Consider the following 25,710-nt stretch of genomic DNA (forward strand, 5'->3'; position numbering starts at 1 on the left):
GCTCGAAACATCCTTGAGCGCGCCCATGGAACTGTCCAACAGATGTTTCCGTTGCGAGCGATCTGTTTTCTTGATGCGGTACCGGTCACTGACATCCCGACCACGTCGCACCCGACCGGGGCGTCACCAGGGCATCCCCACAGCCCTGTCATGAAGTGAGAGGCCATCAGGTCTGGGCGGGCCCCCGACCCGCCCAATGAGATGATCACTGCGGTAGGCGCGGCGGACGGATGCCCTGTCGAACCGCGGCTGGCGCGACGCCCTGAGGCGAGATCGGAGCGCATGATGAAGGCAGTCCGTTTCCACCGGTTCGGGGGCCCCGAGGTCCTCAGGATCGTGGATCTCCCCGATCCGCATCCGGGGCCCGGCCAGGTCCGGATCGCGGTGCGCGCGGCCGGCATCAACCCGAGCGACTGGAAGAAGCGCAAGGGTCTGATGGATGAGGAACTCCCGCAGACCATGGGCCACGAGGCAGCGGGCATCGTCGACGAGCTCGGCGAGGGCGTCGCGGACGTGGCCCTCGGCGATGAGGTATTCGGCTTCTGCGTCGACGGCACGGCCCAGGCCGAGTTGGCGGTGCTGTCCCACTACGCGCCGGTCCCGTTGTCACTCGACTTCCCCGGCGCCGCTGCGCTGCCGGCCGCCATCGAGACGGCCACGCGCACGCTTGACCAACTCGGCGTCGAGCGCGGCAGCACGCTGCTCATCAACGGCGCCTCCGGCACCGTCGGCAGCGCCGCCGTCCAGCTCGCCGTGGCACGTGGCGCACGCGTGATCGGCACCGCCGGTCCCGCCAACCACGGCTATCTGCGCTCACTGCTGGCCAAGCCCGTCACTTACGGAGCGGGCCTCGTCGAGCGGGTGCGAGAGCTGGCGCCTGACGGTGTGGACCTCGCGCTCGACGTCGCCGGAAGCGGCGTGCTGCCCGAACTCATCGCTCTCGCGGGCGGACCGGAACACGTCGTGACGGCCGCCGACTTCGACGGCGCGCAGCAGCACGGGGTGAAGTTCAGCCGCTGTGACACGGGCCGCGCGCTCCACGCCCTCGCCGGGATCGGCGAGTTGATCGAGGCCGGACGCTTCTCACTTCCGGTCGCGCGGACATTCCCGCTCGCCGAGATCGCCGAGGCGCACCGCGTCGGCGAGAAGGGTCAGCTGCGCGGGAAGCTCGTGCTGCTGGTCGGCTGATGCCGCGGCGAGGTACCGGCAGTGGCGCTCCACAGCCAAGGCGATGCCGATCGATTCACGGAATCTGCGGACTCGGCGCAACGGGATGGGCGGGATCCTCGGGTGTGGATCGAACTGGCCCACGAGGGTTGGCAACAGCGCCTTGATGAAGAATGCGGCATCTCGTGACGGGCCCTCATCGGGGCGAGCGCGCCAGCGGTATGGGTCACCGTCCGCGCCCCCAACAAGGCTCCGCCGTGACGCCCGGAACACGACCCAAGCCGCGCGCCCTCATCTGGGAGAACGGGTGGCTCCAAACCGTTCAGTCCGAGCCGTCCGGCCCGCTGATCCCGGGCGTGCCATGTGCCACGCCCGAGATCAGCTGCGGTCCTCACGTTCCTCAGGTGCCGCTGTGCTACTTCAGCAAGCCGAAGCCCAGCGACACCTGGTCGCCCTCGACCTTGGCGGCATAGACCTCCATGGTCTGGTGCTTCTTCCCGAACGCGGCGGTGCACCGCACGGTCGCGCCCTTCTTGGCAGGCAGCCCGCTCGGGCAGCTCACCGAATCGGGGTCGTCCCCGGGGTAGGAAAAGTCCTCCGCCGCACGCTTTTCCACGTCCGTCCGCGGCACCGCCGGCCCTTTCCCGCTGGCAGTGGCAACGGAACCGTCGCCCGCCGTGTTCACCACGACCGTCACCACGCCTGCTGCCAGGACAGCCACCACGCTCAGGGCGATGATGATGCGCTTCATGCTCAACTCCTCACGATCCTTTCGGGTCGGCCCGGCCAACCCGCTGCACGTTCCTCATCGCTCCACCCTCTACGGCGGCTCCACTCACCCTGCTGATGAGCTGCGGGGAACAATCATGAGGACGCGGGCCCCGCCGGCAGCGTTCTGCAGGACGCGTGCCTGTTACAGGCTTGTTCCTTTGCGCTGGTGAGAGGGCCCGGCACGACCACTTTTGTCATGTTCGGCTTCATCACACGGAGCGCGGGGAATCGTCATCCGCTCGTGCCCGCCGACCGGTATCGCCACAAGAGACACAGCCGTCCTCACCCTCACCGGCCAACGAAACACTCCGTCACACACCCATATGGCGACGGCCCGGCTGCGTATGCCGGTCCCTGGCCCCGCCATACGCTGAAGCCCCGAGTAAGGGCAGCAGGACGTGGAAGGGCGGCATGACGATGGCGCCACCGCGGTGCCCTTCACCCTCTGGGCCGGGGTCCAGCCCGTGAAGCCCCATCCGGAGTGGCCGGACCCGGATGCGGCTTCCGGGCCGATGAGTTTCACCGCGGTTTCCGGTCTGCACCCACACACGCCACCAACAGCAATCGCACTCGAGGAGCGCACCATGTCGGTCACCTACACATTCGACGTCTTCTCCAGCCTCGACGGCTTCGGCGGCGCCAGCGACAACTGGAGCGGCTACTGGGGCAAGCAAGGCCCCGAGCTCCTCGAACACCGCCTCGCCCTGTACGGCGAAGAACAGCGGATGGTCCTCGGGGCCAACACCTATCGGCTGTTCGCGCGGATGCTGGCATCGAGCACCGAGGAGTCCGAGGTGCGTGACCCATGGGTCACGCGGATGAGGAACCTGCCGGCAACGGTGGTCTCGACCACGCTGGAAGGGTCCCTCGACTGGCCGGATGCGAACGTCGTGAGCGGCGACGCCGTCGATGTCGTCGCTCGGCTCAAGGAGGAGTCCGAGGTGCCGTTGCGCTCGCACGGCAGCCTGTCGATGAACCGGGCCCTGATGGCCGCCGGTCTGGTCGACCGCGTCCAGGTGACGCTCTTCCCTGTGATCACCGGCCAGACCGGGCTGGACCCGATCTTCCAGGGCGCCGCCGACTTCGACCTCGAGCTGATCGAGCAGCGGACGCTCGACGGCCGCACCCAAGAGCTGATCTACCGGCCCACCCTGCATGCCTGAGCCCTCCTCCCCATGCACCCCACCCGCCCCGCCAGGCAGCCGAACCTGCGGATCCACCACCGGGTGGGATGGGCCCGGAATCCCACTGCCCACGCCGGCCCCGCTCCCCGGCGCCCACCCTCGATCGGGATGCCGGCGGCGCCGGCCCCCGCGGTTCCGCCCGGCAACCGGTGGGACCCACTCTGAGCTACTGACCCACTGTTTCCGGGGCCTGGCATGATCTGCACCATGACTCGGACCCGAAAGGCTGATGGCGCGTAGGCCTCCCGGCGCCATCCGCGCTCAGCGCCGGCCAAACCCCCGTGGCACTCCCCCTGCCTGCCAGATTTCGGGCGTGCCTCGGCGAACCCGGGCAGCCATCGGTCAGATCGAAGCCCAGCATTTCGGGCGTGGTGCTGTCGCCGAGGCCCTGCACCAATACGAAGGGTTCCTCCGCCCATCCGGCCGGTATCTCTCTCTGCCGTGGGATGACTGCCCCTGCTGCGATCCCACTGAGGCTCGGGACATCCTCGAAGAGGCGCTCCGCCGACTGCCGCCTGCAGCCCGGACCGGGCTCCGCAAGATCGTGGCTCAGCTGGATGCGGAATTCCTTCGTCGTACCCTGCCCGATCCATGGGCCGCTTCTGTCAGTTCATGGCATGCCGAAGCGTGGTGGCGACAGAGAATCCGGGAGAAATGACTAGAGCTGTGACACCAGGCGGCGTCCTTCTCAGCTGGGAGGAGACGGACATCATCGAGCGGGCGCTCTTCATCGCCATGCACCATCGACGCCCACCCGCGGACACATCCCCTTCCACGGACGCGTGCAGAATCCTCTTCCACGAGCTTCGTCGCGTCAGAGCGGTGGAAGGGTCTCCGGCCTCAGAATCTCCGCGGACAGTTCCTGAGGGAGTCCAACTGCGGCGCGGCCGGGTGAACCGCGTTCTGGTGCGGGAGAGTTCGTGGGCCACCGCCCGGTCGGCTCTCCTGGTGGCCTGTTTCGACGACACGTTGTGTGAACACGACTTCCCGACCATCGTGGGTTGGCCGCGGAACGACTTCCACGCCCTCGCCGCGGAGTGCGAGGCCATGGACGCCGAGAGACTCCGAGCCGAGCTGTTCCGTGCCCGCGCCGTGGAGGACGGTGTTCGACATCTCAAGCTGTTGACCTTCGCGCTCGACCACATGGGCATGGAACCGTCCCGAAAGGACGTGGAAGCGGTGGAGCGAAGCCTTTGCGCTGTGGCCGACACGTGCGACGGGGCGGCTTTGACCGATCTGCTCGCCAGAACTCGGGCCATGACGGCGCACGCCGGACGACAGCCCAGGGCATCGGGCGCCAGGCGACGTCGGGTGCAGGCTTCTCTGGACCAGCGATGGCCCATGCGAACCGTCCGGCGGGAGATCGGGATTCCCTCGGCTCGCCTCACGGCCAGGAACTAGTGTCGCGAGCATGGTCGAACATGATGCCCTCAGCACCACCGTTGATGCTTACGACGCCGCTGCCCACACCTATGCGCAGCTGTTCCGCGACACGCTGCGCGACAGTCCCCTGGACCGTGCGATGTTGGGCGCCTTCGCTGAGTCCGTAAGGGCGAGTGAGGGCGGACAGGTCGCGGATCTGGGGTGCGGTCCTGGCCATATCACCGCCCATCTGGGCGAGTTGGGGCTGGCGGCGTTTGGTGTCGATGCTTCTCCTGCGATGGTCAAGTTGGCTCGGCAGGCCTATCCGGGCCTGCGGTTCGACGAGGGCGCGATGGCCGCCTTGAACATCGGTGACGGCGAACTGGGCGGCGTACTCTCACGTTGGTCCATCATCCACACGCCGCCGCAGGACGTCCCCGTCATCCTGACGGAGTTCCACCGCGTGCTGGCACCTGGCGGCCACCTTCTGCTCGGCTTTTCGGCAACCGATGGCCCGTCTCACCCGACCCAGGTCTTCGACCACGCGGTCGCGCCGGCCTATCGGTGGTCGCCTGATCACCTCTCCGCGATGCTGCGCACGTCCGGGTTGGCCGAGGTGGCCCGGATGGTTCGCGAGCCGCAGCCCACCGACCGCCGGCAGTTCCAGGAGATTCAGCTGCTCGCCCGTAAGACCTGAGCAGGGGCCGCCTCTCCGCACAGCTGAATGTCCTTCCGGGCGGGCGTAGGTCATCCATGGAGGTCATCCAAGGAGTGCTGTCGGACCGATGTCGACTGCTTGTCAGCGGGGGCTGACACCTTCACAAAACAGCCGCCGGAGGTCGCTGGGCGGTCCCGACCCCGAGGAGCCACCATGCACACCGCCGTCACGGTCATCGGCGCCGGACTCGGCAACACCCACGCCGCGTATCCCGACGACATCGAGGCCGTGCTCACCGCGTACGAGCAGGGCATGTTCGCCCGGAGCGCCGAGCCCGTCACTTTTGAAGGCGCTGAGGTCCACGGGATCGACTCCGAGAAGGACACGACCCAGGCCCTGTTCAAGATGATCACCGAGCAGGGGCAGAGGGCGGCTTGAGCCTCGGCCGAGGATTGGCTTGGCCGTGCGCCGGCCAGGTCGTCGTGGTGTGCGGGTTCGGCCTCGTCCAGGTGAAGAGCGTGCGCGACGGTGTGCAGGGCTTCCTCCGAACACCGGCGACATGGCCGCGCTACAGGCCCGGCTACCGCCGGCCCGCACCAGCTGCCGGCACGGCAGGCTGCAGGGCCAGGGACCGCCGCAACGCGGAAGGCCCCTGGCCCGTACGCCGTGAGGCTGGGCCAGGGGCCGGCTGTGCCGTACACGGTGCGCGCCGTGCCGGCTCAGCGTCGGGGCTGCCTGCTCAGTGGGCGAAGCCCCAGTCGAGCATCTTGGTGGCGTCGTCGAAGCGGCCCTTGTCGTCCTTGAGGATCGCGCCCACCAGGGTGCGGTTGTCCCGCTTGGCGGCGAAGACGACGCAGTAGCCGTCCTCCGGGCCGCTGCCGGTCTTGACGCCCAGGGCACCGTCGTAGGTGCTCAGCAGCTCGTTGGTGGTGTTCCAGGTGTAGTACCGGATGTGGCCGTTGGCCGCCGGGGCCTCGGCCTTGAACTGCTTGTTCTTCACGACGTCGGCGAACACCGGCTGCAGCATGGCGCGCTGGCCGAGCTTGGCCAGGTCGCGGGCGGTGCTGTGGTTGTTGCCGTGCGAGACGCCGTCGAAGGTGTCGAAGTGCGTGCCGGTCAGGCCCAGTTGCTGCGCCTCGGCGTTCATCTGGTTCACGAAGTCGGCGATCCGCGCGTCCGCGGTGTCCCCGGCGCCGAAGTTGTCGGCCAGGGCCATCGCGGCGTCGTCGCCGGACGGGATCAGCATGGCGTGCAGCATTTGCGCGACGGTCAGCTTGTCGCCGGTCTGGAGGTCGGCGGTGCTGCCGCCGACCTTCTGGACGTAGTCCCGGTACTCCTGCTTCACCGTGATCTGCCGGTCCAGCCACTCCGGGTGCTTGAGCACCACCAGGGCGGTCATGATCTTGGTGGTGCTGGCCATCGGCACGCTCTCGTCCGCCTTGGCCCCGCCCCACATCTCCCGCTCCTGGGTGCCGTCGCGGGCGTCCAGCAGGAAGGCGTGGTCGGCATTGATCTGGGGCGCGGCCTGGTCCTGCGCACCGGCGGCCTTGCTCTTGACAGCGTGCTGGGCCGTCTGGTCTGACTGGAACTGCTGCTGCGCGCCCTGGTTCCGGTCGGTCGTTGCGGTGGCCTCGCCACCCTGCTGGTCGTTCTCGTCCGCGGAGTGCGTGGCGCCGGGGGTGGCCGCCTCGGCGAGGCCGCCGGCGGTGATCGGCAGGGCGGCACCGACAAGCGCGACCATCGCGATCCGGACTCCGGTGCGGTGTATTCGGTTGGGGCGGGCATGGGCACCCATGGGGCGTCCCTTCTCCCGGCGGGACGCCGGTACGTAGGAGAAACTCGGTTCATGGTGAACCTACTTGGGCGATGACAGTGACTGTCAAGCGGGGTATGTCATAGCCGTGTAACGGGTTGACCTGTGTGAATGTGTTGTGCAGGTGACTGGTGGGCCCTGTGAGGTCGCTCGCTCGCAGCGCCCGATCGACTTCCCTGAGTTGCTGCCGCTTCCCTGAGTTCCCGCCTCACTGCCGGCGCTGATGCCCCGTTTGCCGACACCGGCTGCCAACTCCCGTACTCTCGGCCTGCCTTGGCGCTCGGGCAACCCAATGCGACCCCGGCGCAACGCTGTTGCTGGGCCCGGTGGCAACCAGTCCTCCGCGGCGGACATTGGCTGATCCCCTCGCACCGGACGGGACCCGGGCCCTCGCACCTCTCAGGACTCCAGGTAGCGCAGCACCGCGAGAATCCGGCGGCTGTAGCCGGTGGTGTGCGACAGCTCCAGTTTCTCGAAGATCATGTTGAGGTTCTTTTCCACCGCACTCAGCGAGATGTGCAGTTTCTGCGCGATGGCTGCGTTGGTGTGGCCCTGCGCCAGTGTCTCCAGGACGCTCCGCTCGCGTGGGGTGAGCCGTGCGAGGGGGTCGCCGTGGGTGCTGCGAACGACCAACTGCCGCACGATTTCCGGGTCGATGGCGGCGCCGCCTGCGTGGATGCGCTCCATAGAGTGGAGGAACTCCTCGACCTGCGCGACCCGGTCCTTGAGGAGGTAGCCGACCCGTTCGGCATTCGATGTGAGGAGCTGCGCCGCGTAGTCGCGCTCCACGTGCTGGGAGAGCACGAGGACGCCGACTCCCGGCCGGCGCTCGCGGATCTCCACCGCGGCGCGCAGCCCCTCGTCGCTGTGCGTCGGCGGCATCCGGATGTCGGTGACCACGATGTCCGGTGTCTGCGTCTCCACCTCCCGTAGCAGCGAGACCGCTTCGCCCACCGCCGCGAGGACCTCGTGCCCCTCCTCGACGAGGAGCCGCACCAGCCCCTCTCGCAGCAGGGTCGAGTCCTCGGCGAGAATTACGCGCACGGCAGCTCCGCGGTGATGGTGGTGGGTCCCCCCGGGGGGCTGTCGATGTCCAGTCTGCCGTCCAACGCGGCCACCCGGCTGCGCAGTCCCGTCAGACCGCTGCCCGCAGGGTCGGCGCCGCCGATTCCGCTGTCGCGGACCACTACCGCGAGGAACGTGTCGTACCGCTTCACTCTGATGAAGACGTCCTCGGCCCTCGCATGCTTGGCCGCGTTGGTCACGGCCTCCGACACCACGAAATAGGCGGCTGTCTCGATGGGCGTCGGCAGTGCCCCAGGTGCGTCGTACTCGATCCGGGTAGGGACGGCGCACCGCTCGGAGACTCCGCCGAGCGCCTCTTGCAGACCGAGGTTGTCGAGCGCCGAGGGGTAGACCCGCCAGGCCACTTCGCGCAGTTCGGTGAGGACTTCCTGCGACTCCTCGTGCGCCTGCTCCAGGAGGGCATCCGCCTGTTCCGCCACCTTGCTGCGGCGGGCCCGGCCGAGCAGCATGGCGAGCGCCACGAGCCGCTGCTGGACTCCGTCGTGCAGATCGCGCTCGACGCGGCGCCGCTCGACGTCGACGGCCTGCACCACCGCCGCCCGGCTGGCGGCCAGTTCATTGATGCGCCGGACGAGGACCTCGTGCTCGGAGGGCCCGAAGCACTTCCGTGCGAGCCGGGTGTCGAGAGCTGCCAGGGAGGAGAGGCCCTGTATGTCGAGGTAGAGCAGGACGCCGCCGAGGAGCAGTTGGGTCAGCAGTTCCTGCCAGGTCAGCGTGGACCGGGCGAGGCCCGCGGTGAGCAGCCCGGCCAGGACGATGCCGAAGACGAGCAGTCCCACCACGATGCTGCACAGCAGGCCGCTGTACGTGCGGGCGGCAAGGTAGCTCAGGACCGCTCGGTCGGAGCTGTGGTGGTCGGGGAACGTGTCGTGGAAAAAGGCCGAGCGGCGGGCGCGATCCAGCTCGGTGAGCCTGCGGGCTCCCGCGCAGAGCGCGGTGCAGGCCCGGCCCTGGGTGTGCGGCCACAGCAGGAAGGCGCCGAGCGCAGCCCCGGCCAGGATGAAGTACAGCAGGCCGAGCAGAGCGGTGAAGCACCCGAGCAGGACGCCGGCCGCCTTGAGGAGGCGGGGCGCCGACGCGGTCGCGGATACGGGGGCGCCACCGCTCTCCGGCCGTGGTTCGGACCTCGACGGCAGACGGTGGATCTCTGCACCTGTCCTGTTTCCTTGCACGCCTGGTGACATCAGGGGGCGGCCTCTCTGGGCACGTTCGTTCGGACGGGTGAGACGCGGGTAGGCGGGGGGGTGCGCGTTGCCGTTCATCAACGGGGTTCTGGCCGTCGACGAGGTTCAGGAAGAGCGACGGTGCTGGGCCTGGGGCTGGTTCCTGGACCGGACACGCACGAGTACGTAGACGGCGATGACGACGACCACCAGGACGAGAACGGCCCGGGAAAGGAAGCCGACGCAGGCCTCCGCCACCTCCCACTGGTCGCCCAGCCAGTAGGCGCCATCACCAGGACCGAGTTCCAGATCAGGCTGCCGAGGGTCGTCAGGGCCAGGAAGGTCGGCAGTGGCATCCGTTCCACGCCGGCCGGGACCGAGATGAGGCTGCGGAAGATCGGCACCATACGGCCCGCGAACACCGCCTTCGTGCCGTGCTTGGCGAGCCACTGCTCGGTGCGCTCCAGATCGGAGTCCTTGACGAGCGGCAGCTTTGCCGAGATTTCCTGCACACGGCTACGGCCGAGAAGCGCCCCGATCCAGTACAGGGCGACGGCGCCTACCACCGAACCGCATGTCGTCCAGAACAGCGCGGACGCCAGGCTGATCACGCCCTGTCCGGCAGCGAAGCCGGTCAGGGGCAGGATCACCTCACTGGGCAAGGGCGGGAAGAGGTTCTCCAGAGCGATGGCGCGCCCGGCGCCCGGGGCGCCCCTCGCGTCCACGAGGCCGGCCGCCCAGCCCGCGATGCCGCTCGCGGGCTCCTGGGTAAGTGCGAAAGTCAGGAAGTCCGTGCCCGTTGCTCCAAGCTGCGGGGAGTCGGCTGCCGAGATACTGGCGCCGCGATGCACGAGCAACGCCAGGAAGCACGGTTCGGCTGCGGTATGCGGATTACCGTCGAGCGCAGTGGGGTTTTCCGCAGGTGGAATGTGCGGAAGTCCGCATACTCCGCTCGGGCGCCGATCGCTAGCTTTTCGGCCATGACATCACTCGCAGGAAAACCCGCAGTGGGCGAGCCGGAACACGTACAGGCAGGGCCCGTTGGCCATGGGGCGTCGGTCGGCGCAGAGCGGCCGTGGTGGCGTCCGCCGCGTTCGCGACGCTCGTGACGTTTCCCCCCGTACCCGCCGCCGGGGAGGGATCCGGGCGGGAACACCCGCGCGGTGAGCTGCTGTCGGTGGTGCCGCTCGGTGAACGCGATTACCCACGCATCGTCAAGGAAGCGCAGCAGGCGGGCTATCCCACCGACACCGCCCGGTACGGCGTCGCCGCGTACCGCCTCACCTACCGCACGGTCGCCCCCGACGGCAGACCGACCACCGCGTCGGGGCTCCTCGCGCTGCCACGCGGCGGAGGACATCCGCTGCCCACCGTCGTCCACCATCACGGCACCTTGGCCTACCGGGGCTACGCGGCATCCGTCGCGGACGGCCCGGACCGCACGGTCTCCCTCCTCTACGCCTCGGCCGGGCGCGCGGCCGTCTCTCCCGACTACCTCGGCCTCGGTACGGGCCCCGGCACGCACCCCTACCTCGACAACCGTTCCGCGGCCGCCGCCTCCCTCGACATGCTCCGTGCCGCGAACACGGCAGCTCCGAGACTCGGCCGGCCGCTCGACGGGCGGGTCTCCACCACGGGCTTCTCGCAGGGTGGGCAGGTAGCCATGGCGCTCGGCCGGACTCTGACCTCCGGGGCCGACCCGCGCTTCCGCCTCCGGAGTGTGGCGGCGGTCGGTGGCGCGTACGACCTAGAGGGCAGCCAGCTGCCCGGCATCTATGACGGACGGGTCGGCCCGGAATCGGCCGTCTTCTACACCGCCTACTTCCTCGTCGCACAGAACCGCCTGCACCACCTCTACTCCGACCCGCGCGAGGTCTTCCGCGCCCCGTACGCCGAGCACGTCGAAGAGCTCTTCGACAGCGACCACCCCGCGGAGCAGATCGCGGGAAAGCTGCCGGAGACCCTGCCGCAGCTGCTCTCCGACCACTGGTACGCGAAGCTGCGGAACCCCAGCGGGGGGCTGCTGGCGGTGTTGCGCAGCAATGACTTCACCTGCGACTGGAGGCCAAAGGCGCCCGTCACGCTTTACAGTGCCACCGGCGATCACGACGTGCCCATGGCCAACAGCCACCACTGCGCGCAGCGGGTGGCGGCGCATGGTGGCAGGGCCCGGGTCGTCGACCAGGGCGGCGTCAGCCATTACGCCGCCTTCCAGCGGTCCCTTCCGGAGATGGCACGCTCCTTCCCCGTCTCCCGGTGAGCCGACCCGCGCTGGGGCCTCAGGGCCCAAGGCCATGCCGCTAGAACTCCCGATGCCACTCTCGGAGTGCGCCCGGGGTGGCCGGTCCGGGGCGGGGCGTGTGGCTCATGCCCGGCGGACCGCGTACCCGAGATACGTCACCACCGGGCTGCCCTCCGGCTGGAGCACCATGTCGACCAGCTCCGGCAGTTGGTCATCGGTGAGGGTGCCGCGCCTGCGCCCGCGTGTCGCGCGCACCAGGCTGCGGACGGCGCTCGGCTTGAACGCGGAGACGTCCTTCGCGGACAGGCCCGCCCGGTCCAGGGCCTCGGCGAGCTCCGCCGGGCGGCGCAGTCGCTGTGCGGCGTAGCGGCCGCGGGGCATGATCCGGGTGCCCGGGAAGGCCTGGAACGCGCCGAGGTAAGTGAGGCGGGACGCGAGCGTGCGGTTCACCGTGTCGTAGACGAAGGCGCCGCCGGGGCGCAGCACACGCGCCGCCTCCGCGAGGACCGCGTCCGGCCGTTCGGTGATTTCGAGGGTGTCGGCGCAGTACACGAGGCCGAAGGAGCCGTCCGGCAGGGCGAGTTCCTCCGCGGGTGCCGTCAGGTACGTGACGCCCTGCCCGTCGTCCGCCTCCAGGGCGAGGGCCGTCGCGGCGGGGGCCGGATCGGCGGCGACGACCTCGAAACCGAGGCGGGCGAGGCCGCGGGCCAGAAGGCCGCGCCCGCTGCCGACGACGAGCGCCCGGCTGCCGGCCGCCTCGATGTGCAGCTCCCCGAACGCGCGGCGCAGGTACTCCATCCGTACGGCCTGGAAGGTCAGGGCCCGGATGTGGCGGCCGTCGACGATATCGGGCCCGGCCGAGTCGAGAGCGATGTGCGGGGCGCTGGTCATGGCAGACTCCCTCGACGTTCCGTCAATTTCCTTGCGGAAACGTAGCATCAGTGAGTTCCCTGAGGGAACTCAGGGGCGATACGATGCGCTCGTGACCCGTACCCCCCTCTCCGACGTCGCGTGCTCGATCGCCCGCGCAACCGACCTGTTCGGCGACGCCTGGACGGCCCTGATCATGCGCGACATCCTCGTCGGCATCCGCCGCTTCGACGAGCTCGCACAGGACCTCGGCCTGTCCCGCAAGGTCCTCGCCGCGCGGCTGGCCCGGCTGGTCGAGGAAGGGGTGCTGACGCGCGAGCGGTACCAGGCCAGCCCCCCGCGCGAGGAGTACGTGGCCACGGAGAAGGGCCGGGAGCTCTACCCCGTCCTGCTGGCGCTGATGACCTGGGGCGACAAGTGGTACGCCGCGCCCGCGGGGCCGCCCGCCCGGATCCGCCACGACGCCTGCGGTCACGTCACCACGCCGGTCGTGGCCTGCGATGCCTGCCAGGAACCGCTCACGGTGGCCGACACGACCCAACTACCCGGCCCCGGCGGGCGGGTAGGACCGGGCACGCGACTCTTGGGCCCGCTGATCGCCGCGCGGGGGCAGGGGCCGGAAGCCGCATGCGACGAGGAGCAGGTGGACTGATCAAGACCCACCGGCCGTGAACCACGCTCGTGATCAAATGCGCCTGGGCAGCTTCATTTAGGTCTTTGGCTCTGGATTGCCGCACGTCAGCATGCCGCTAACTTCGCCTGTCAGTGCCCATCGCTACGGTGCCCCACATGACCGACACCACTTTTTGGACCTACCCACCCGATCGAGAAGTTCGGGGACATGGGGATGACTACACCCTCACCCTCCTCCTTCCCCCCTTCCCCCCTTCCCCGCGGGCACCGTGAACTTCTCTCCCCACGACCCGGAAAAAGCCCGCCACTTCGCCGAAAACTTCGACACCGTCGACGAGATTCTCGAAGAGCTGACCCCCGTCTCCGCAGGCGACTTCTTGGCTCTGGAGAACCGGGCTGACCTGGACCTCATCAAAGTGGGCTGCTGGGGCAACGTCATCTCCCTGACCGACCCGGCCCTGGCCGACACCATCGGAGATCTTCCGCTGCTCGGGACAGCCACCACTCTCCGCGAGCGCAACCCCGACACCAGGATCGTCGGATCCGCCAACGTCGACCGCGGCGAAGACCACACCGAAGACCTCATCCAGCTCCCCGACGGCCTGACGCTGCACACCGAAGGCTGGCCTGGCGTGGAACCGTTGGAAGTCACCGGCGACCCTCAGACCGTGGTCCGTGCCCTCGGCATCAGCCCGGAGACTCTCGCCAAGGAATCGATCGACCTGGACGAGGAGTCCGACGAAATCGACTGGCGGACCCTGGGTCGGCTGGCGCTCGGACCGGGCGACCCGTGGGGCCGGGCGGACCTCCCGATGTCCGTCTTCCGCGTCCGCCACACCAGCAGCTCCACGTACCGGATGAAGGAGGCCTGGTTTTCGCACCGTTGACGATCCGGAAGCCGGTTCCCGCATGCGTCGGCGAGTTGTGCTCCCGTCCGGCCGGGGGCAGCCGTGCGGCGCGCAGGGGCGCGCCGCTGCTCGACCTTCTCAGCTCTGGCCGCCCGCGAACCAGTCGGCCAGGTCGGGGGCGACACGATCCACCGTGACCGGGCGGCCGTCGGCGCGCAGCGACTCCGTGGCCGCGACCCCGGCGGCGACCGCCTCGCGGGCAGCGACCGGGCTGGTGTCCGTCGCGCCGCCGGAGCGGACGAAGCGCAGGAACTCGGCCACCAGCTTCGGGTCGGAACCGCCGTGTCCGCCCTCGCCGGGCGAGGTCATCGGGACCACGAGGTCGGCGTCGGCGCGGTAGCCGCTGCGGTGCTTCCACACGCGGACCTCGGCGCTCTCCCCGTGGTCGCCGAAGTTCTCCAGCCGGCCTTCGGTGCCGATGACGGTGTAGTTGCGCCAGTAGTCGGGCGTGTAGTGGCACTGCTGGTAGCTGGCGTGGATGCCGCCCTCCAGTCGCATGACCATCATCGACAGGTCCTCGACGTCGACGACGGGGTGGAGACCGGTGAGGGAGAGCGGCGGCCAGTTGTGCTCGGGGTCGTACCAGTCGGGCATGACGGCGCCGGGGGCCTGTCCCGAGCGGTCGGTGATGTCGCCGTAGACGGTGAGGCCGCCGAGCGCGGTGACGCGCTCGGTGTACGCGCCGGCCAGCCAGTGGATGACGTCCAGGTCGTGGGCGCCCTTCTGGAGGAGCAGACTTGTGGTGTTGCGGCGGTCGGCGTGCCAGTCCTTGAAGTAGAAGTCGCCGCCGTGGCCGACGAAGTGCCGGCACCACACGGCCTTGACCTCGCCGATCTCACCGCGCTGGATGAGGTCGCGCATGACCCGCACCACCGGCATGTGCCGCATGTTGTGGCCCACGTACAGCCGGGTGCCGCAGGTCCGCGCGGCCGTGAGGACACGGTCGCAGCCCTCGGTGGTGATGGCGAGCGGCTTCTCCACGAAGACGGCGACCCCGGCCTCCAACAGGTCGACGGCGAGGGCCTCGTGAGTGTGGTCGGGGGTGATGACGAAGACCGCGTCCAGGTCTTCGGCGGCCAGCATCTGGCGGTGGTCCGGGTAGACGTGGACGTCGTCGCCGAACCACTCGCGGGCCCGGCCGAACATACCGGGCGCGGTGTCGGCGGCGGCCACCACCACGGAGCCCTCGCCGGGGTGGTGGGCCTCCTTGGCGAGGGTGGCGCGCAGGCCGAGCCCGATGACGCCCAGCCGCAGGTCGCGGGTGTGCGGGCGGTGGTCCGCCGGGGCGACGGAGGTGTCGGTCATGTGTGCTCAGCCCTTCATTCCGGAGAACGCGATGCCCTGGATGAACTGGCGTTGCATCGCGACGAACACCACGATCACCGGGAGCGTGGCAAGGAGGGACCCGGCCATCAGCACCGGGTACTCGGTCAGATGGGCGCCCTGGAGGGAGGCCAGTCCGGCCGACAGCGGCATCCTGGCCGGGTCGCTGTTGACGATCAGCGGCCACATCAGGTCGTTCCAGGACCACAGGAACGTGAGGATGCCCAGCGCCAGCAGCCCCGGACGGGCCAGCGGCAGCGCGATCCGCCAGAAGACGGTGAAGGGATTGGCGCCGTCCAGCCGGGCCGCCTCCTCCAACTCCTCGGGCAGCCCCATGAAGAACTGGCGCAGCAGGAAGGTGCCGAAGGCGGAGAACATTCCGGGGACCACCAGCGCCTGCATGGAGTCCAGCCAGCCGAGGCTCTGCATGATCTGGTACTGCGGCAGCAGGAAGAGCTGTCCGGGCACCATCAGCACGGCGAGGAACCCGAGGAAGATCGCGCCGCGTGCGGGGAAGCGGATGCGTGCGAAGGCGTAGGCCGCCATCGCGCACAGCAGCAGCTGGGCGGCGGTGCGCAGCAGCGACATCACGAGGGTGTTCACGAATTGCTGCCCGAACGGAATCGACTCGAAGACCTTCGCGTAGTTCGACCAGTCCCATTGCGCGGGCAGGATCGTCGGTGGCACCCGTACGGACTCGCCGAAGCTCTTGAAGGAGGTCAGCACCTCCCACACCAACGGGAAGACGGTGATCACCGCGCCGAGTGCGAGCAGGACGTGGGCGGGCCACAGTGCGCCCGCCCGGCGTGTACGGCGGGAGTTCAGGGGCTCCCGGGTGCCCCGCGTCGCCTCAGGCATAGTGGACCCACCTCTTCTGCAACCGGAACTGGACGGCGGTCAGCGCCATGATCAGGACGAACAGCACACAGACGATCGCCGCGCCGTAGCCGCGCTGGTTGTCGAAGAACGCCTTCTGGAAGAAGAGCATCACGACGGTCTGGCCATCGGCGAAGGCCGGGTTCTGCAGCGAGTTCTGCGTGTTGGCGCCGATGATCAGATACACCAGGTCGAAGACCTGCAGGGACTGGATGATCGACAGCACGGTGGTGAAGAACAGCGTGGGACTGAGCAGCGGCAGGGTGACCGAGAAGAACTGCCGGATACGCCCGGCGCCGTCGAGCGACGCGGCCTCGTAGTAGTCGGCGGGGATGCTCTGGAGACCGGCCAGCAGCAGGATCATGTTGTAGCCGACGGTCATCCAGACGCCGACGACGGCGACCGCGAACTGGATGGTGTCCGGGTCCGAGACCCAGTAGGTGCCGTCGATGCCGATCGAGGACAGTGCCTGGTTGAGGATGCCGACGTCGCCGTTGTAGAGCCAGCGCCAGACCACCGCGACCGCGGCGGGCATCGTGACCACCGGCAGGAAGTAGAACGTGCGGTAGATACCGGTGCCGCGCAGACCCTTGAGGTTGAGCAGCACCGCCAGCAGCATCGACAGCGGGATCCCCAGGAGTACGAGCCCGGTGTAGATGCCGGTGTTGCCCAGCGATTTCCAGAACTCGGGATCGTCCACGAGCGTGCGGTAGTTGGACAGGCCGATCCAGGTCGTCCCGCCGAAGGCGCCCCACTGCGTGAAGCTGTAGTACACCGTCTGCACCACGGGCCACAGGTAGAAGACCGCGAGGCCCAGCCCGGCCGGGGCGATCAGCGCGTAACCCCACCACTTGTCCCGGTGCTGGAAGCGGCGCGCCCGGCGGCGCAGTTCCCGCTGGTCCACGGCGGCCGGGTGGCTGCGTCGTCCTGGCACGGCGGATTCCGTACGCACATCGAGGCTCATCAGGACCGGCCCTTTCTCTCCTGCGCGAGCAGGAGATTCATCGCGGTGGTCAGAGAGCCGGTGACGTCCTTGAGCTTCTCGTCGCCGCTCCACGCCTGGGCCAGCCACATCTGCTCCTTGTGCTGCCATGCGGGGCTGTTGGCGGAGCTGGGGAACGGCACCGCGTAGTCGAGCGCGTCCAGGTGCACCTGGAGGTCGAAGTGCGGCATACCGGCGGCCCACGGTTGCGCGGTGCCGTTGCGTGCCGGGATGGCCGTGCCGTACTTGCCCTGGAGCAGCGAGGCGCGCTCAGAGCCGAGGAACCGGACGAAGTCCCGGGCCAGTTCGGGCTGCGCTGTGCGGGCGTAGATGCAGTTGGCCAGGCCGTGCAGGACGGTGGCGCGCCGCCGGCCCTTGGGCATCGGCGCGACGTCCACCTTGGCCCGCAGCTCGCGATCGGCGTAGAACGTCGCCGCGTTGTAGGACGCCTCATACGTCATGGCCAGCGTCCCGGACTGGAACATCTGGGTGGGATCGGTGTCGGTCATCTGCTGCAGGGACGGCGCGGCGCGGTAGCGGTGGATCAGGTCGATCCACAGCCGCAGCCCCTCCCGGGTGCGCTCGTCGGAGTAGCCGGAGTGCTTCTTGTCCGGGGAGATGACCCAGCCGCCGGCCTGCGGGATCGAGTTGTAGTAGTTCTCCTGCTGGCGGACCGGGGCACCGACGCCGTAGATCCCCCGCTTGCGGTCGGTGAGCCGCTGCGCGGTGGATATCAGGTCCTGCCAGGTCCAGCCGGCGTCCGGGTAGTCGACCTTGGCGCGGTCGAAGATCTCCTTGTTGAACCACAGCGCGACGGTGTCGAAGTCCTTCGGGGCGCCGTATTGGGTGCCCTTCCAGCGGTAGAGGGAGACCAGGTCGGACGGGAAGTCGGCGGGCCGCAGCACCGGGTCCGGTCCGTCGGTCTCCAGCGGGAGCAGCTGCCCGGCGTCCGCGTAGAGACCGAACTTGGGCCCGTTCATCCAGAAGACGTCCGGAGCGACGCCGCCCGTGCACGCGGTCTGGAGTTTGGTCCAGTACGTCCCGTTGGGGGTGAGCTGAACGTCGACGGTCACCCCCGGCCGGGAGCGCTCGAACTCCCGCGCCACCCGCTTCATGGCCGGTACTTGGTAGACGTCCCAGACGCCGTAGGTGAGATGGCCGCGCCGGGAGCCGCCACCGGAGGCCGATGACGAGGTGGGGCCGCAGCCCGTCGCGAGCGGGGCCGCCGCAAGCGTCGAGGCGGCGGCCGCCGTGAGGAGGGAACGTCTACGCACGCGGAGCCTTCCTGGGGATGGTGCCGTCGGCCCCACCGCGCGGGAGAGGCCGTGAAGTCGGCAGCGGGCCGCCCTGGGGGACGCCGCCCCACTGCCGAGACACCCGGACGGTATTTGCTCAAAGTTGACGGGGTCAAGGCCCTTCCAATCATCTTTGTGCATCGGGATGCCGGGAGTCGGCCGCCACAGCTCTCTCGCCCGCGCCTACGGCCGACGCGGCAGCCCGGCCGCCCCATCCGGGTCGTGCGGGTACGGGGCCGGCGTCACGCGCCGGAACACTCCCCCGTCCACGGGACCTGAGGGCGCCGGCGAGGCTCATCGCGGTCATCCGCCGACGCGTCCATCGGCACGCCGGTCGCGCCTCAGCGTTCCCCGTGGTCGAGGGCCGCGACCTCGCGTACGGCCTCGGCGATGGCCGGGTAGTCCTTCTTGAGAATCGCGCCGTGGTTGCTGGCGACCTTCGCGCCGATCTCGATGTGCGCATTGCGGGCGGTCACCGCGTCGAGGCCGGCGCGTATCCGTTCCTGCTCATCACCGCGGCTCCCGAGGGACGTCCCCGAAGCGACCACGTAGCGCACCGGGACGGTGATGCCGTCCAGCACGGGGCCCAGCTCGCGCTCGCGGGAGATCACGCCGATCTCGATGTTGCTGTCCGCCTGCTGCTCTGCGGTCATCCGCGGGGCCAGGCCCGTCGGGCGCAGCAGCGGCAGGAACCAGCTCATCCGCCGGAACATCTTCCGGATCCGCTGCTCCATGGCCTCGTCCAGCCAGTCGTACGGGAACGCGCCGTCGACCAGGACCGCGCCCAGGGTGCGGTCCGGATTCCGGGCGGCCCAGTGCGCTCCGACGAACGCTCCGTACGACCACCCCACCAGCAGCGCCCGTTCCACGCCCCTGGCGGCGAGAACGGCGTCGACGTCCCGGACGGCCGCCTCGAAGGAGTAGTCCGCCGAGCGCTTCGATTTCCTGCCGCGGGCCCGCTCGTCGTACGTGATGTGCCGCCATCCCGTGCCCAGTTCGGCGGTGACCCGTCGCCAGTACCCCTGGGTGGCGAACTGGCCGTTGAGGTAGAGCACGGGGATGCCGAGACCGCCGGTGTCGGTGACGGCCAAGGCGGTATCGTCCACCGGCACCATGCCGGTCCACGGCGAACCGGTCGGGGACATGCTGTTCTTCGTCATGCGTTCTCCCTGGTCACGTTGGGCGTTGCGGTACGACTTCTGCGTGCTGTGCAGGTGAATCCCAGGCCTCTGGGGACTACCGGGCCGGGCCCTCGGCGACGACCGGAAGGGTCTCGATCGCGGTGGGCCCGGCCGGATGTCCCGGCTCCGCGCGTTCAGAGGCTGCGGGCGGTGATGTCGCCGTGCGAGGTGGTGGCGCGGATGTCTAGTTCGGCGGTGCCGTCGTTCTTGAGCGTGTTGCTGATGCGGCCGTGGTCGGTGCCGGCGTCCAGGGCGGCCGAGACCCCGGCGGCGGCGCCGACCGAGATGTCGCCGGACTGGGTGCGGAGCACGACCGTTCCGCTCACGGCCTCGGCGATCCGGATTTCGCCCCGTGCGGTGCTGATCTCCGCGGGGCCGTTGAGCCTGCCGACCTCGACATCGCCGTCGACCGCGGTGAGGCGGACGCTCGCGGCCTCGTCGATCTTGATCTGGCGATAGGCACCTTCGAAGACGATGTCGCCGAGGCGGCCGACGCCGCGCAGCTCGGAGGCGGCGGCCTTGGCCTCGATGCGGGAACCGGCGGGCAGCTGAACGGTGACCTCCAGAGATCCGGAGGGGCCGGAGAGCCGGCTCTTGGGCTCGGGGGTGTGGATCCGCAGGACACCGTCGGCGTACGCGACGGTGGTCTGCTCAGCGGTCGTGGTGTCGCGGGCCTTGGAAGGGCTGGCGGGCAGGACCTCGACGGTGGTGTCGGCGCGGTCCGCTGCGATGACCTGGATGCGTCCGGCGGGGATGTCCAGGACGACGGAGATCGGGGCGGGGGTATCGAACTTCTGCATCATGCTCTCCCGTGCTTGCTGGTTGTTTCTGATATGCGAAACGCTACGTTGCTTTCCATCGAGCGGCAACAGACTCATTGCACTCAACCAACAAACATGCAGTTAGATGACGGTAAACTGTTGCAACGAGCTTACGCTTAACGCAACGAACGCTACCCCTTCATTGCAATGGATGAGAAGTGAACGCTATGGGGCGTGGCCAGGACCGCCACGAAGCACCGCCAAGGAGATCGCGATGCCGGGAGGCGGACTCACCCAGCAGGAGCGCCGGGCAGATCGCGCTGGGGCCGGCCGACGACCTCGCCCACCGAACGCCGTGGACGACGCCGCCCGACCAAGCCCGGACCACGGGTAGGCAGCAGCGGACCGCCGAGCGCAGCCTGCGCACAGCTGCCCGTAATGCGGACACCCGCGCGGACGGGACCCGGACGGTGCATACGATTCCGCGGTACGTCCCCGCACCACCTGCACCACACCGGAAGGCACCCGTGAGCTCCACCTCTCCCCTGCCCGTCAGCACGCCGCAGGAGACGGCGTCCGGCACGGTGCTGATCCGTACGGCGGCCGATGTCTCCGATCTGGTCAACTCGGGCACGGCACGCGGCCGCAACGCGAAGATGATCGTGATCATCGCGCTCGGCGGCATCTTCCTCGACGCGTACGACCTGAGCTCCCTCGCGTACGGACTGCCCGACATCACGAAGCAGTTCGGCCTCAGCTCTGCCGCGGCGGGCCTGGTCACCGCCTCGATCAGCGTCGGTTCGCTGGTGGGTGCCCTCCTCGGCGGCTGGCTGGTGGACCGCATCGGCCGCTACCGGGTCTTCATGGCCAACATGGTCTTCTTCGTCGTCACCGCGCTGGTGTGCGCGGTGGCACAGGACGCGTGGACGCTGACCGTCGCCCGCTTCGTGATGGGCATCGGCGTCGGCATGGACATTCCGGTCGCCATCGCGTTCCTCGCCGAGTTCTCCCGTCTGCGGGGCAAGGGAAGCAAGGGCTCGCGGACGGCCGCGTGGTCGCCCGCCTGGTACGCGGCGACCAGCGGCTGCTACCTGGTGATCATGCTGTTGTACTTCGTCCTGCCGGACGCACAGTTGGGCTGGCTGTGGCGCTTCACCGTCGGCTTCGGCGCGGTGCCCGCACTGATCGTGCTGGTGTTGCGCCGGCGCCACATGAACGAGTCCCCGACCTGGGCCGCCGACCAGGGTGACCTGGAAAGCGCCGCGAGGATCCTGCGCGAGTCGTACGGCGTGGACGCGCGCGTCGCCGACGATGTGCCCGCGAAAGCACCCCGCCCTCCCCGGCCCGGCCTGGCCTCGTACGCGCGGCTCTTCAGCCCGCCGTACCGTGCGCGCACCCTCCAGTCGGTGACGGTCGGCGTGGCCGAGACCTTCGGCTACAACGCCGTCGCGTTCGGGCTGCCGATCATCATCGCCACACTGATGACCCAGGGTCCGCTGACCACGATCGCGTCCTCCTTCACCCTGAATCTCGTCTTCGCCCTGACCGGCGGGCTGCTCGGCATCCGCTGGGCGGCGACCCGGGGCGCCTGGCCCATGATGACGCTGGGATTCGCCATCCAGCTCGTCGCCATCGCGGTGCTCGGCCTCATCGGCGCACCGTCGGGAACGGCCGTCGTGACGGCCGGGATCCTGATGCTCGGCGCCTTCATGTTCGCCCAGGGCTTCGGCCCCGGCGCGCACATCATGAGCTACGCCTCACTGGGCTTCCCGACGTCGATGCGCGGCGTCAGCATCGGCTTCAACCAGGCCGTGCTGCGACTCGGTTCGACGCTGACGCTCTTCTTCTTCCCCGTTCTCAGCAGCGGCCTCGGCACGGATCTGTACTGGGTCATCCTCATTGCGCCCGTCCTCGGCCTGACCGCGCTGCTCGTGAAGCGCTGGGAACCTGTCGGTTTCGACGCGGACGCGGAGGAGCGGGCACGGCTCGGCGCCGAGGCGTCCTGCGGCTGAATCCGGGCTTCCTCGGCGTGCACCCGGCGCCCCCTGCCGACCCCTGGCACTCACCGACCCTGAATCCACCACGGTGGATCAGGACTCAGGGGGCGAAGACGGTGCTGGCCAGGATCACATGGACGGTCGTACCTCCGAGGATGCTCAGCAGCGCGTTGCGGCGCCACAGGTGCAGGCCGACAGTGACGGCCAGGGCGGTCGGCGTGGCCAGGCTGCGCGCAGGGGTGAGGGGCAGGTCGCGCAGGCAGTAGGCGAGGAGAATCAGCATGACCCCGGCGGGCATCCGGGTGCTGAGGTACTGGACCGTGCTGCTGGCACGCAGCGGTGTGAGGGCGGCAAAGGGAAGAGCGCGCAGGCCCCAGGTCACGACGGCGGCGACGAGGACGGCGGCGATGGCGTAGCGCGTGTCAGGCATGGGTCGGCTTCCTGCCGGTGAGGTGACGGGCCAAGAGGGCCGCGGTGAACAGGGTGAAGGCGGCCGGCAGCATCTGCCCCGGAAAGAGGAGCCGGGCCGCCAGGGCGCTGAGCAGGGCGAGCACGGGGGTGGGCAGGTCGCCGCGCAGGTCCCGGACGGCGTCGAGGGCGAGGACGGTGAACATGGCGGTGAGGGCGAAGTCCAGGCCGGTGACGCCGTCGGGGATGAGCGAGCCGAGCAGGGCTCCGGCCAACGCGCTGCCCGCCCAGCACAGATGCAGGTAGCCCTGCAGCCACAGGATGCGCCGGCTGGACCAGGAGCGGGCCGCCTTCCCCGTGGTCAGTGCGTACGCCTCGTCGCACAGGGCGAAGGTGGCGTACGTCTTGCCGAGGCGGCCGGACACGCGGTGCAAGGGGAAGGACATCGCGTAGAAGACGTGCCGGACGTTCACCATGAACGCGGACAACGCGATGGCCGCCAACGGGGCCGCGGCGGTGACCAAGCCGATGAGCAGGAACTCGTACGACCCGCCGAAGGCGAGCGCCGCGGACAGTCCGGCCCACCACCAGTCCAGGCCCGACCGGGTGGCGAGCGCCCCGAAGGCGAGGCCGAGCGGGACGAATCCCAGAACAGCGCCGGCCGAGTCCTTGAACGCCGCACGCGCCTCGGAAGGGCTCGCGGAGGACGTGACGGGGGCAGGCCCAGGGCGGGCCTCAGCAACGGCAGGACGTATTTCCATGGAGCAATTTTAGGAAGAATCCCGCCTCATATGGTTGCCACTTATCGCCCTATGATGCCGCTGTGAGCAATGAACCAAGCCTCGATGCGGTGGACCGAGACATTATCTTTCACCTTCGCCAGGACGGGCGGCTGACCAACGTCGAGCTGGCAAAGCGGGTCGGCCTGACCCCGCCGCCCTGCCTGCGCCGGGTCAAGCGGCTGGAGGAGACCGGCGTCATCTCCGGGTATCGGGCAGTGATCAACCCCGAGGCCATGGGCCACGGGCTGGAGGTCCTCGTCGACGTCGAGATCTACGCCCAGGACCGCAAGAGCTTCGAGGAGTTCGAGGAGACCGTGGCCTCCTACGACGAGGTCGTCGAATTCCGCCGCATGTACGGCCGCCCCGACTACTTCATCCGCGTCGCCGTGGCCGACCACGCCGCCTACGAAACCTTCCTCACCGGCAAGCTCAGCTGCTTGCCGGGAGTCCGCCGCCTCGAATCCCACCTGACCATGAAGGAGATCAAGACCACGAGCGTAGGAATTCCGGCTCGATGACCGGCGCGACCACCGGCGGCAGGCGCTCGACCGGCTGGTGACCGCGAAGCTCGCCGGCCAGAAGCCCCCGCACGCCCCACAGATCAACCCGGGCACCGGTGTGGGAGCTGAACGAAGCCGCCTACTTGTCCTGCATGTCGGGGTGTGGCGCTCCCTGCAGGAACGCTCGGTAGGCGTCCGCGGCGTCATCCTCCACGACCGGCCCTTCCGGTCCGTACCGTGTGTCGCTCCGGTCCCGCTTCGGCCCGGAGATCCAGAATTCCTCCCGGGTTTCGACGTCGTAGAAGTTAGCGCTGATCAAGCCGAGCCCCGTACCGCGCCGCAGGGTCCGCCCTTGGAAGTAGGCCGTTTTCCAGGTCTTGGAAAAGTCCACCCACCCGATCCACGCTGGTCCGCGATCGGTGTCGTAGCCCGTTTTGAGCTGCACGAACATGATTCTCCGAGGCATGCCCCCAGCATGGCCGATCGCGCTGCTCCAGCAAACCGAATTTGTGGACCGATCCGGTGATCCAAAAGGCGCCGACGCCGCGTCCGCAACGCCGTTTGGTTGTACGTCTGTTCGCGGTGAGTCGTCATGAACTGACGGGTCACGCCTGGGCTATGACCGAGGCTGAAGTGCGCCGGCGCCGGGCCGGGTCCCAAGCGCCGGCAACTCGCCTACCTCGGACTCGACTTGGACGCGAGTCAGTCCCGAGCTCGGCTCGGCCGGGGTGCCCGCGGGGCCCACGGAGGCCGCAACATGGAGGCTCCGCAGGGAAACGCCCGTGGGTGTGGTGCCGACCCTTCTCGGCACCACATCCACGGAGAAGCGTCACCACGCAACCGTGATGTCTCGTTCAGTCCTGGATCACCGAGCCGACACGAACAAGATGGGACGCTCCAGGGCAATTCCTGCTCGACGTCTTCGCGTTACCGACCCACTTCCCGTAGGCGGTGGCTCAACGCCGCGAATATCCGTGCACACGATCTTGACCCTGTGCGCGGCGACCGTCCCGAGGCCGGAACAGTAGGCGTATCCGGCTTCCCCCTTGGACCACGTGTGGCAGGCCCTGACTGAATTCCGACCTCAGCCGCACCAGCCGAGGGCGAAGATGCCCGCACCCATGAATAGCCCCGCGAATGAAGCTCAAAGTCTCGGACGAGTTGACGATCTACCGCGATGAGCAGCGCACCGAGAAGTTGGTGAGCGTACGCGAAAGCAGCAAGGGTTGGCTTGCCGCAAGGACCGGGTACGAGGCATTCGATCGCGAGGAGCGGCCCGTCGGCTCATTCGGCGTGCTGACGAAAAAGCCACTGGAGCGCACGACGACCTGGCAGTTCGACCAACCCGGTCTCGGCCGCTTCATCGGGACCGAACGCAGTGTCAAGACGGCGCGGGCGCGTCGGCTGTTGGGGTTCGGTGGCGCTGTCGGAGAGATCGCCGGCGCTTTGGTGAAATACCACTTCGACTTCGAGCGGGACGGTAAGGCGGCCTTCAGCATCGAAAAGCCCAAGGTGCTCGATGTCTGGTACAAGCTGACCGTGCACGAGGACGGTGTCGACCGGCACCTGTTGTTCGCTCTAGCGGTCACCATGGAAGCCAGACAGCGCGCCTGATACTCCAGCCGCAGAGCGTGATCTTGCTGGTCTTGGCCGGCGCGAAGACGGATACGGATACGGATACGGATACGGCCACCGTTGACATCGTGAGTTGCAGCGAAAGGGTGGGCGGGCGTCGGTCGCTGGGAGTA

Annotated in this window: 23 protein-coding genes and 2 pseudogenes; 10 read left to right on the forward strand and 15 right to left on the reverse strand. The window is 68.9% G+C overall.

The annotated features are described in order from the left end of the window. Positions 1 to 285 precede the first annotated feature (285 nt). Positions 286 to 1,188, forward strand: coding sequence for an NADP-dependent oxidoreductase (locus ACIRQ7_RS06320; RefSeq protein WP_404261319.1), 903 nt, complete (start codon positions 286 to 288; stop codon positions 1,186 to 1,188). Between the two features lie 394 nt (positions 1,189 to 1,582). On the opposite strand, the gene ACIRQ7_RS06325 is transcribed toward ACIRQ7_RS06320, so the two are convergent. Further along, the gene (locus tag ACIRQ7_RS06325) at positions 1,583 to 1,918 is read right to left on the reverse strand and encodes a DUF4333 domain-containing protein (RefSeq protein WP_404260323.1); all 336 of its coding nucleotides are present in this window, start codon (positions 1,916 to 1,918) and stop codon (positions 1,583 to 1,585) included. 604 nt (positions 1,919 to 2,522) lie between these two features. Between ACIRQ7_RS06325 and ACIRQ7_RS06330 the strand changes: the two genes are divergently transcribed. The 3 genes from ACIRQ7_RS06330 to ACIRQ7_RS06340 all read left to right on the forward strand — a co-directional run bounded on the left by ACIRQ7_RS06330 (position 2,523) and on the right by ACIRQ7_RS06340 (position 5,580). Then, positions 2,523 to 3,101: a dihydrofolate reductase family protein gene (locus ACIRQ7_RS06330; RefSeq protein ID WP_404260325.1), complete on the forward strand. Its 579-nt coding sequence runs from the start codon at positions 2,523 to 2,525 to the stop codon at positions 3,099 to 3,101. A 1,432-nt stretch (positions 3,102 to 4,533) separates the two neighbouring features. Then, positions 4,534 to 5,181: a class I SAM-dependent methyltransferase gene (locus tag ACIRQ7_RS06335; RefSeq protein ID WP_404260327.1), complete on the forward strand. Its 648-nt coding sequence runs from the start codon at positions 4,534 to 4,536 to the stop codon at positions 5,179 to 5,181. A gap of 174 nt (positions 5,182 to 5,355) precedes the next feature. Continuing rightward, entirely contained in the window at positions 5,356 to 5,580 is a 225-nt protein-coding gene (locus ACIRQ7_RS06340) for a hypothetical protein (RefSeq protein WP_404260329.1), read from the forward strand. A gap of 301 nt (positions 5,581 to 5,881) precedes the next feature. Here the strand turns inward: ACIRQ7_RS06340 and ACIRQ7_RS06345 are convergent, their stop codons facing one another. From ACIRQ7_RS06345 to ACIRQ7_RS06360, 4 genes and pseudogenes are all read right to left on the reverse strand, one after another. Continuing rightward, positions 5,882 to 6,937 carry a D-alanyl-D-alanine carboxypeptidase family protein gene (locus ACIRQ7_RS06345; RefSeq protein WP_404260330.1) on the reverse strand — a complete coding sequence of 352 codons (1,056 nt, stop codon included), beginning with the start codon at positions 6,935 to 6,937 and terminating at the stop codon, positions 5,882 to 5,884. A gap of 417 nt (positions 6,938 to 7,354) precedes the next feature. Next, positions 7,355 to 7,999: a response regulator gene (locus tag ACIRQ7_RS06350; protein WP_404260332.1), complete on the reverse strand. Its 645-nt coding sequence runs from the start codon at positions 7,997 to 7,999 to the stop codon at positions 7,355 to 7,357. Further along, positions 7,990 to 9,213, reverse strand: a complete 1,224-nt coding sequence (locus ACIRQ7_RS06355; protein ID WP_404260334.1) for a sensor histidine kinase — start codon at positions 9,211 to 9,213, stop codon at positions 7,990 to 7,992. The genes ACIRQ7_RS06350 and ACIRQ7_RS06355 overlap by 10 nt, the downstream gene beginning before the upstream one ends. A 117-nt stretch (positions 9,214 to 9,330) precedes the next feature. Beyond that, a pseudogene (locus tag ACIRQ7_RS06360) lies at positions 9,331 to 9,989 on the reverse strand (DedA family protein). Positions 9,990 to 10,282: 293 nt separating this feature from the next. Here ACIRQ7_RS06360 and ACIRQ7_RS06365 point away from each other — a divergent pair. After that, positions 10,283 to 11,464: an alpha/beta hydrolase gene (locus ACIRQ7_RS06365; RefSeq protein ID WP_404260336.1), complete on the forward strand. Its 1,182-nt coding sequence runs from the start codon at positions 10,283 to 10,285 to the stop codon at positions 11,462 to 11,464. A 105-nt stretch (positions 11,465 to 11,569) separates the two neighbouring features. Here the strand turns inward: ACIRQ7_RS06365 and ACIRQ7_RS06370 are convergent, their stop codons facing one another. Next, the gene (locus ACIRQ7_RS06370; RefSeq protein WP_404260338.1) at positions 11,570 to 12,337 is read right to left on the reverse strand and encodes a methyltransferase domain-containing protein; all 768 of its coding nucleotides are present in this window, start codon (positions 12,335 to 12,337) and stop codon (positions 11,570 to 11,572) included. 91 nt (positions 12,338 to 12,428) lie between these two features. Between ACIRQ7_RS06370 and ACIRQ7_RS06375 the strand changes: the two genes are divergently transcribed. Continuing rightward, the gene (locus tag ACIRQ7_RS06375; protein ID WP_404260340.1) at positions 12,429 to 12,968 is read left to right on the forward strand and encodes a winged helix-turn-helix transcriptional regulator; all 540 of its coding nucleotides are present in this window, start codon (positions 12,429 to 12,431) and stop codon (positions 12,966 to 12,968) included. 238 nt (positions 12,969 to 13,206) lie between these two features. Then, positions 13,207 to 13,836 (forward strand): annotated as a pseudogene (locus tag ACIRQ7_RS06380) (DUF6333 family protein); the annotation flags it as partial. A gap of 99 nt (positions 13,837 to 13,935) precedes the next feature. Here ACIRQ7_RS06380 and ACIRQ7_RS06385 read toward each other — a convergent pair. The 6 genes from ACIRQ7_RS06385 to ACIRQ7_RS06410 all read right to left on the reverse strand — a co-directional run bounded on the left by ACIRQ7_RS06385 (position 13,936) and on the right by ACIRQ7_RS06410 (position 20,314). After that, positions 13,936 to 15,162, reverse strand: coding sequence for a Gfo/Idh/MocA family protein (locus ACIRQ7_RS06385; protein WP_404260342.1), 1,227 nt, complete (start codon positions 15,160 to 15,162; stop codon positions 13,936 to 13,938). A 6-nt stretch (positions 15,163 to 15,168) separates the two neighbouring features. Continuing rightward, positions 15,169 to 16,038 carry a carbohydrate ABC transporter permease gene (locus ACIRQ7_RS06390; RefSeq protein WP_404260343.1) on the reverse strand — a complete coding sequence of 290 codons (870 nt, stop codon included), beginning with the start codon at positions 16,036 to 16,038 and terminating at the stop codon, positions 15,169 to 15,171. Further along, a complete protein-coding gene (locus ACIRQ7_RS06395; protein WP_404260344.1) occupies positions 16,031 to 17,020 on the reverse strand; it encodes a carbohydrate ABC transporter permease in 990 nt (329 codons plus the stop codon). The genes ACIRQ7_RS06390 and ACIRQ7_RS06395 overlap by 8 nt, the downstream gene beginning before the upstream one ends. Continuing rightward, positions 17,020 to 18,312 (reverse strand): ABC transporter substrate-binding protein, encoded by a 1,293-nt coding sequence (locus ACIRQ7_RS06400; RefSeq protein WP_404260346.1) that lies wholly within the window; start codon positions 18,310 to 18,312, stop codon positions 17,020 to 17,022. The genes ACIRQ7_RS06395 and ACIRQ7_RS06400 overlap by 1 nt, the downstream gene beginning before the upstream one ends. A 362-nt stretch (positions 18,313 to 18,674) precedes the next feature. Next, positions 18,675 to 19,493, reverse strand: coding sequence for an alpha/beta fold hydrolase (locus ACIRQ7_RS06405; RefSeq protein ID WP_404260348.1), 819 nt, complete (start codon positions 19,491 to 19,493; stop codon positions 18,675 to 18,677). Between the two features lie 155 nt (positions 19,494 to 19,648). Further along, positions 19,649 to 20,314, reverse strand: coding sequence for a DUF4097 family beta strand repeat-containing protein (locus ACIRQ7_RS06410; RefSeq protein WP_404260350.1), 666 nt, complete (start codon positions 20,312 to 20,314; stop codon positions 19,649 to 19,651). Between the two features lie 488 nt (positions 20,315 to 20,802). Between ACIRQ7_RS06410 and ACIRQ7_RS06415 the strand changes: the two genes are divergently transcribed. Then, the gene (locus ACIRQ7_RS06415; protein ID WP_404260352.1) at positions 20,803 to 22,287 is read left to right on the forward strand and encodes an MFS transporter; all 1,485 of its coding nucleotides are present in this window, start codon (positions 20,803 to 20,805) and stop codon (positions 22,285 to 22,287) included. Positions 22,288 to 22,372: 85 nt separating this feature from the next. Here ACIRQ7_RS06415 and ACIRQ7_RS06420 read toward each other — a convergent pair whose 3' ends face one another. Together ACIRQ7_RS06420 and ACIRQ7_RS06425 are read right to left on the reverse strand one after the other, a co-directional pair. Beyond that, a complete protein-coding gene (locus ACIRQ7_RS06420; protein ID WP_404260354.1) occupies positions 22,373 to 22,702 on the reverse strand; it encodes a branched-chain amino acid transporter permease in 330 nt (109 codons plus the stop codon). Then, complete coding sequence (locus ACIRQ7_RS06425; RefSeq protein WP_404260356.1) at positions 22,695 to 23,441, reverse strand: AzlC family ABC transporter permease; 747 nt, start codon at positions 23,439 to 23,441, stop codon at positions 22,695 to 22,697. The genes ACIRQ7_RS06420 and ACIRQ7_RS06425 overlap by 8 nt, the downstream gene beginning before the upstream one ends. Before the next feature lie 89 nt (positions 23,442 to 23,530). Between ACIRQ7_RS06425 and ACIRQ7_RS06430 the strand changes: the two genes are divergently transcribed. Beyond that, positions 23,531 to 23,980 carry an Lrp/AsnC family transcriptional regulator gene (locus ACIRQ7_RS06430; RefSeq protein WP_404260358.1) on the forward strand — a complete coding sequence of 150 codons (450 nt, stop codon included), beginning with the start codon at positions 23,531 to 23,533 and terminating at the stop codon, positions 23,978 to 23,980. A 121-nt stretch (positions 23,981 to 24,101) separates the two neighbouring features. Here the strand turns inward: ACIRQ7_RS06430 and ACIRQ7_RS06435 are convergent, their stop codons facing one another. Next, complete coding sequence (locus ACIRQ7_RS06435) at positions 24,102 to 24,413, reverse strand: hypothetical protein (RefSeq protein WP_404260360.1); 312 nt, start codon at positions 24,411 to 24,413, stop codon at positions 24,102 to 24,104. A 686-nt stretch (positions 24,414 to 25,099) separates the two neighbouring features. Between ACIRQ7_RS06435 and ACIRQ7_RS06440 the strand changes: the two genes are divergently transcribed. Further along, complete coding sequence (locus ACIRQ7_RS06440) at positions 25,100 to 25,576, forward strand: hypothetical protein (protein WP_404260362.1); 477 nt, start codon at positions 25,100 to 25,102, stop codon at positions 25,574 to 25,576. Positions 25,577 to 25,710: the final 134 nt, after the last annotated feature.

The organism is Streptomyces sp. NPDC101393 (genome assembly GCF_044767385.1).
In the GTDB taxonomy this organism is placed as follows: Bacteria; Actinomycetota; Actinomycetes; order Streptomycetales; family Streptomycetaceae; genus Streptomyces.

What these genes read in the sequence shown, in the direction of transcription:
- ACIRQ7_RS06320 (WP_404261319.1), top strand. Translation starts at nt 286, where the DNA reads ATGAAGGCAGTCCGTTTCCACCGGTTCGGGGGCCCCGAGGTCCTCAGG.
- ACIRQ7_RS06325 (WP_404260323.1), bottom strand. Translation starts at nt 1,918, where the DNA reads ATGAAGCGCATCATCATCGCCCTGAGCGTGGTGGCTGTCCTGGCAGCA.
- ACIRQ7_RS06330 (WP_404260325.1), top strand. Translation starts at nt 2,523, where the DNA reads ATGTCGGTCACCTACACATTCGACGTCTTCTCCAGCCTCGACGGCTTC.
- ACIRQ7_RS06335 (WP_404260327.1), top strand. Translation starts at nt 4,534, where the DNA reads ATGGTCGAACATGATGCCCTCAGCACCACCGTTGATGCTTACGACGCC.
- ACIRQ7_RS06340 (WP_404260329.1), top strand. Translation starts at nt 5,356, where the DNA reads ATGCACACCGCCGTCACGGTCATCGGCGCCGGACTCGGCAACACCCAC.
- ACIRQ7_RS06345 (WP_404260330.1), bottom strand. Translation starts at nt 6,937, where the DNA reads ATGGGTGCCCATGCCCGCCCCAACCGAATACACCGCACCGGAGTCCGG.
- ACIRQ7_RS06370 (WP_404260338.1), bottom strand. Translation starts at nt 12,337, where the DNA reads ATGACCAGCGCCCCGCACATCGCTCTCGACTCGGCCGGGCCCGATATC.
- ACIRQ7_RS06385 (WP_404260342.1), bottom strand. Translation starts at nt 15,162, where the DNA reads ATGACCGACACCTCCGTCGCCCCGGCGGACCACCGCCCGCACACCCGC.
- ACIRQ7_RS06390 (WP_404260343.1), bottom strand. Translation starts at nt 16,038, where the DNA reads ATGCCTGAGGCGACGCGGGGCACCCGGGAGCCCCTGAACTCCCGCCGT.
- ACIRQ7_RS06395 (WP_404260344.1), bottom strand. Translation starts at nt 17,020, where the DNA reads ATGAGCCTCGATGTGCGTACGGAATCCGCCGTGCCAGGACGACGCAGC.
- ACIRQ7_RS06405 (WP_404260348.1), bottom strand. Translation starts at nt 19,493, where the DNA reads ATGACGAAGAACAGCATGTCCCCGACCGGTTCGCCGTGGACCGGCATG.
- ACIRQ7_RS06410 (WP_404260350.1), bottom strand. Translation starts at nt 20,314, where the DNA reads ATGCAGAAGTTCGATACCCCCGCCCCGATCTCCGTCGTCCTGGACATC.
- ACIRQ7_RS06420 (WP_404260354.1), bottom strand. Translation starts at nt 22,702, where the DNA reads ATGCCTGACACGCGCTACGCCATCGCCGCCGTCCTCGTCGCCGCCGTC.
- ACIRQ7_RS06425 (WP_404260356.1), bottom strand. Translation starts at nt 23,441, where the DNA reads ATGGAAATACGTCCTGCCGTTGCTGAGGCCCGCCCTGGGCCTGCCCCC.
- ACIRQ7_RS06435 (WP_404260360.1), bottom strand. Translation starts at nt 24,413, where the DNA reads ATGTTCGTGCAGCTCAAAACGGGCTACGACACCGATCGCGGACCAGCG.
- ACIRQ7_RS06440 (WP_404260362.1), top strand. Translation starts at nt 25,100, where the DNA reads ATGAAGCTCAAAGTCTCGGACGAGTTGACGATCTACCGCGATGAGCAG.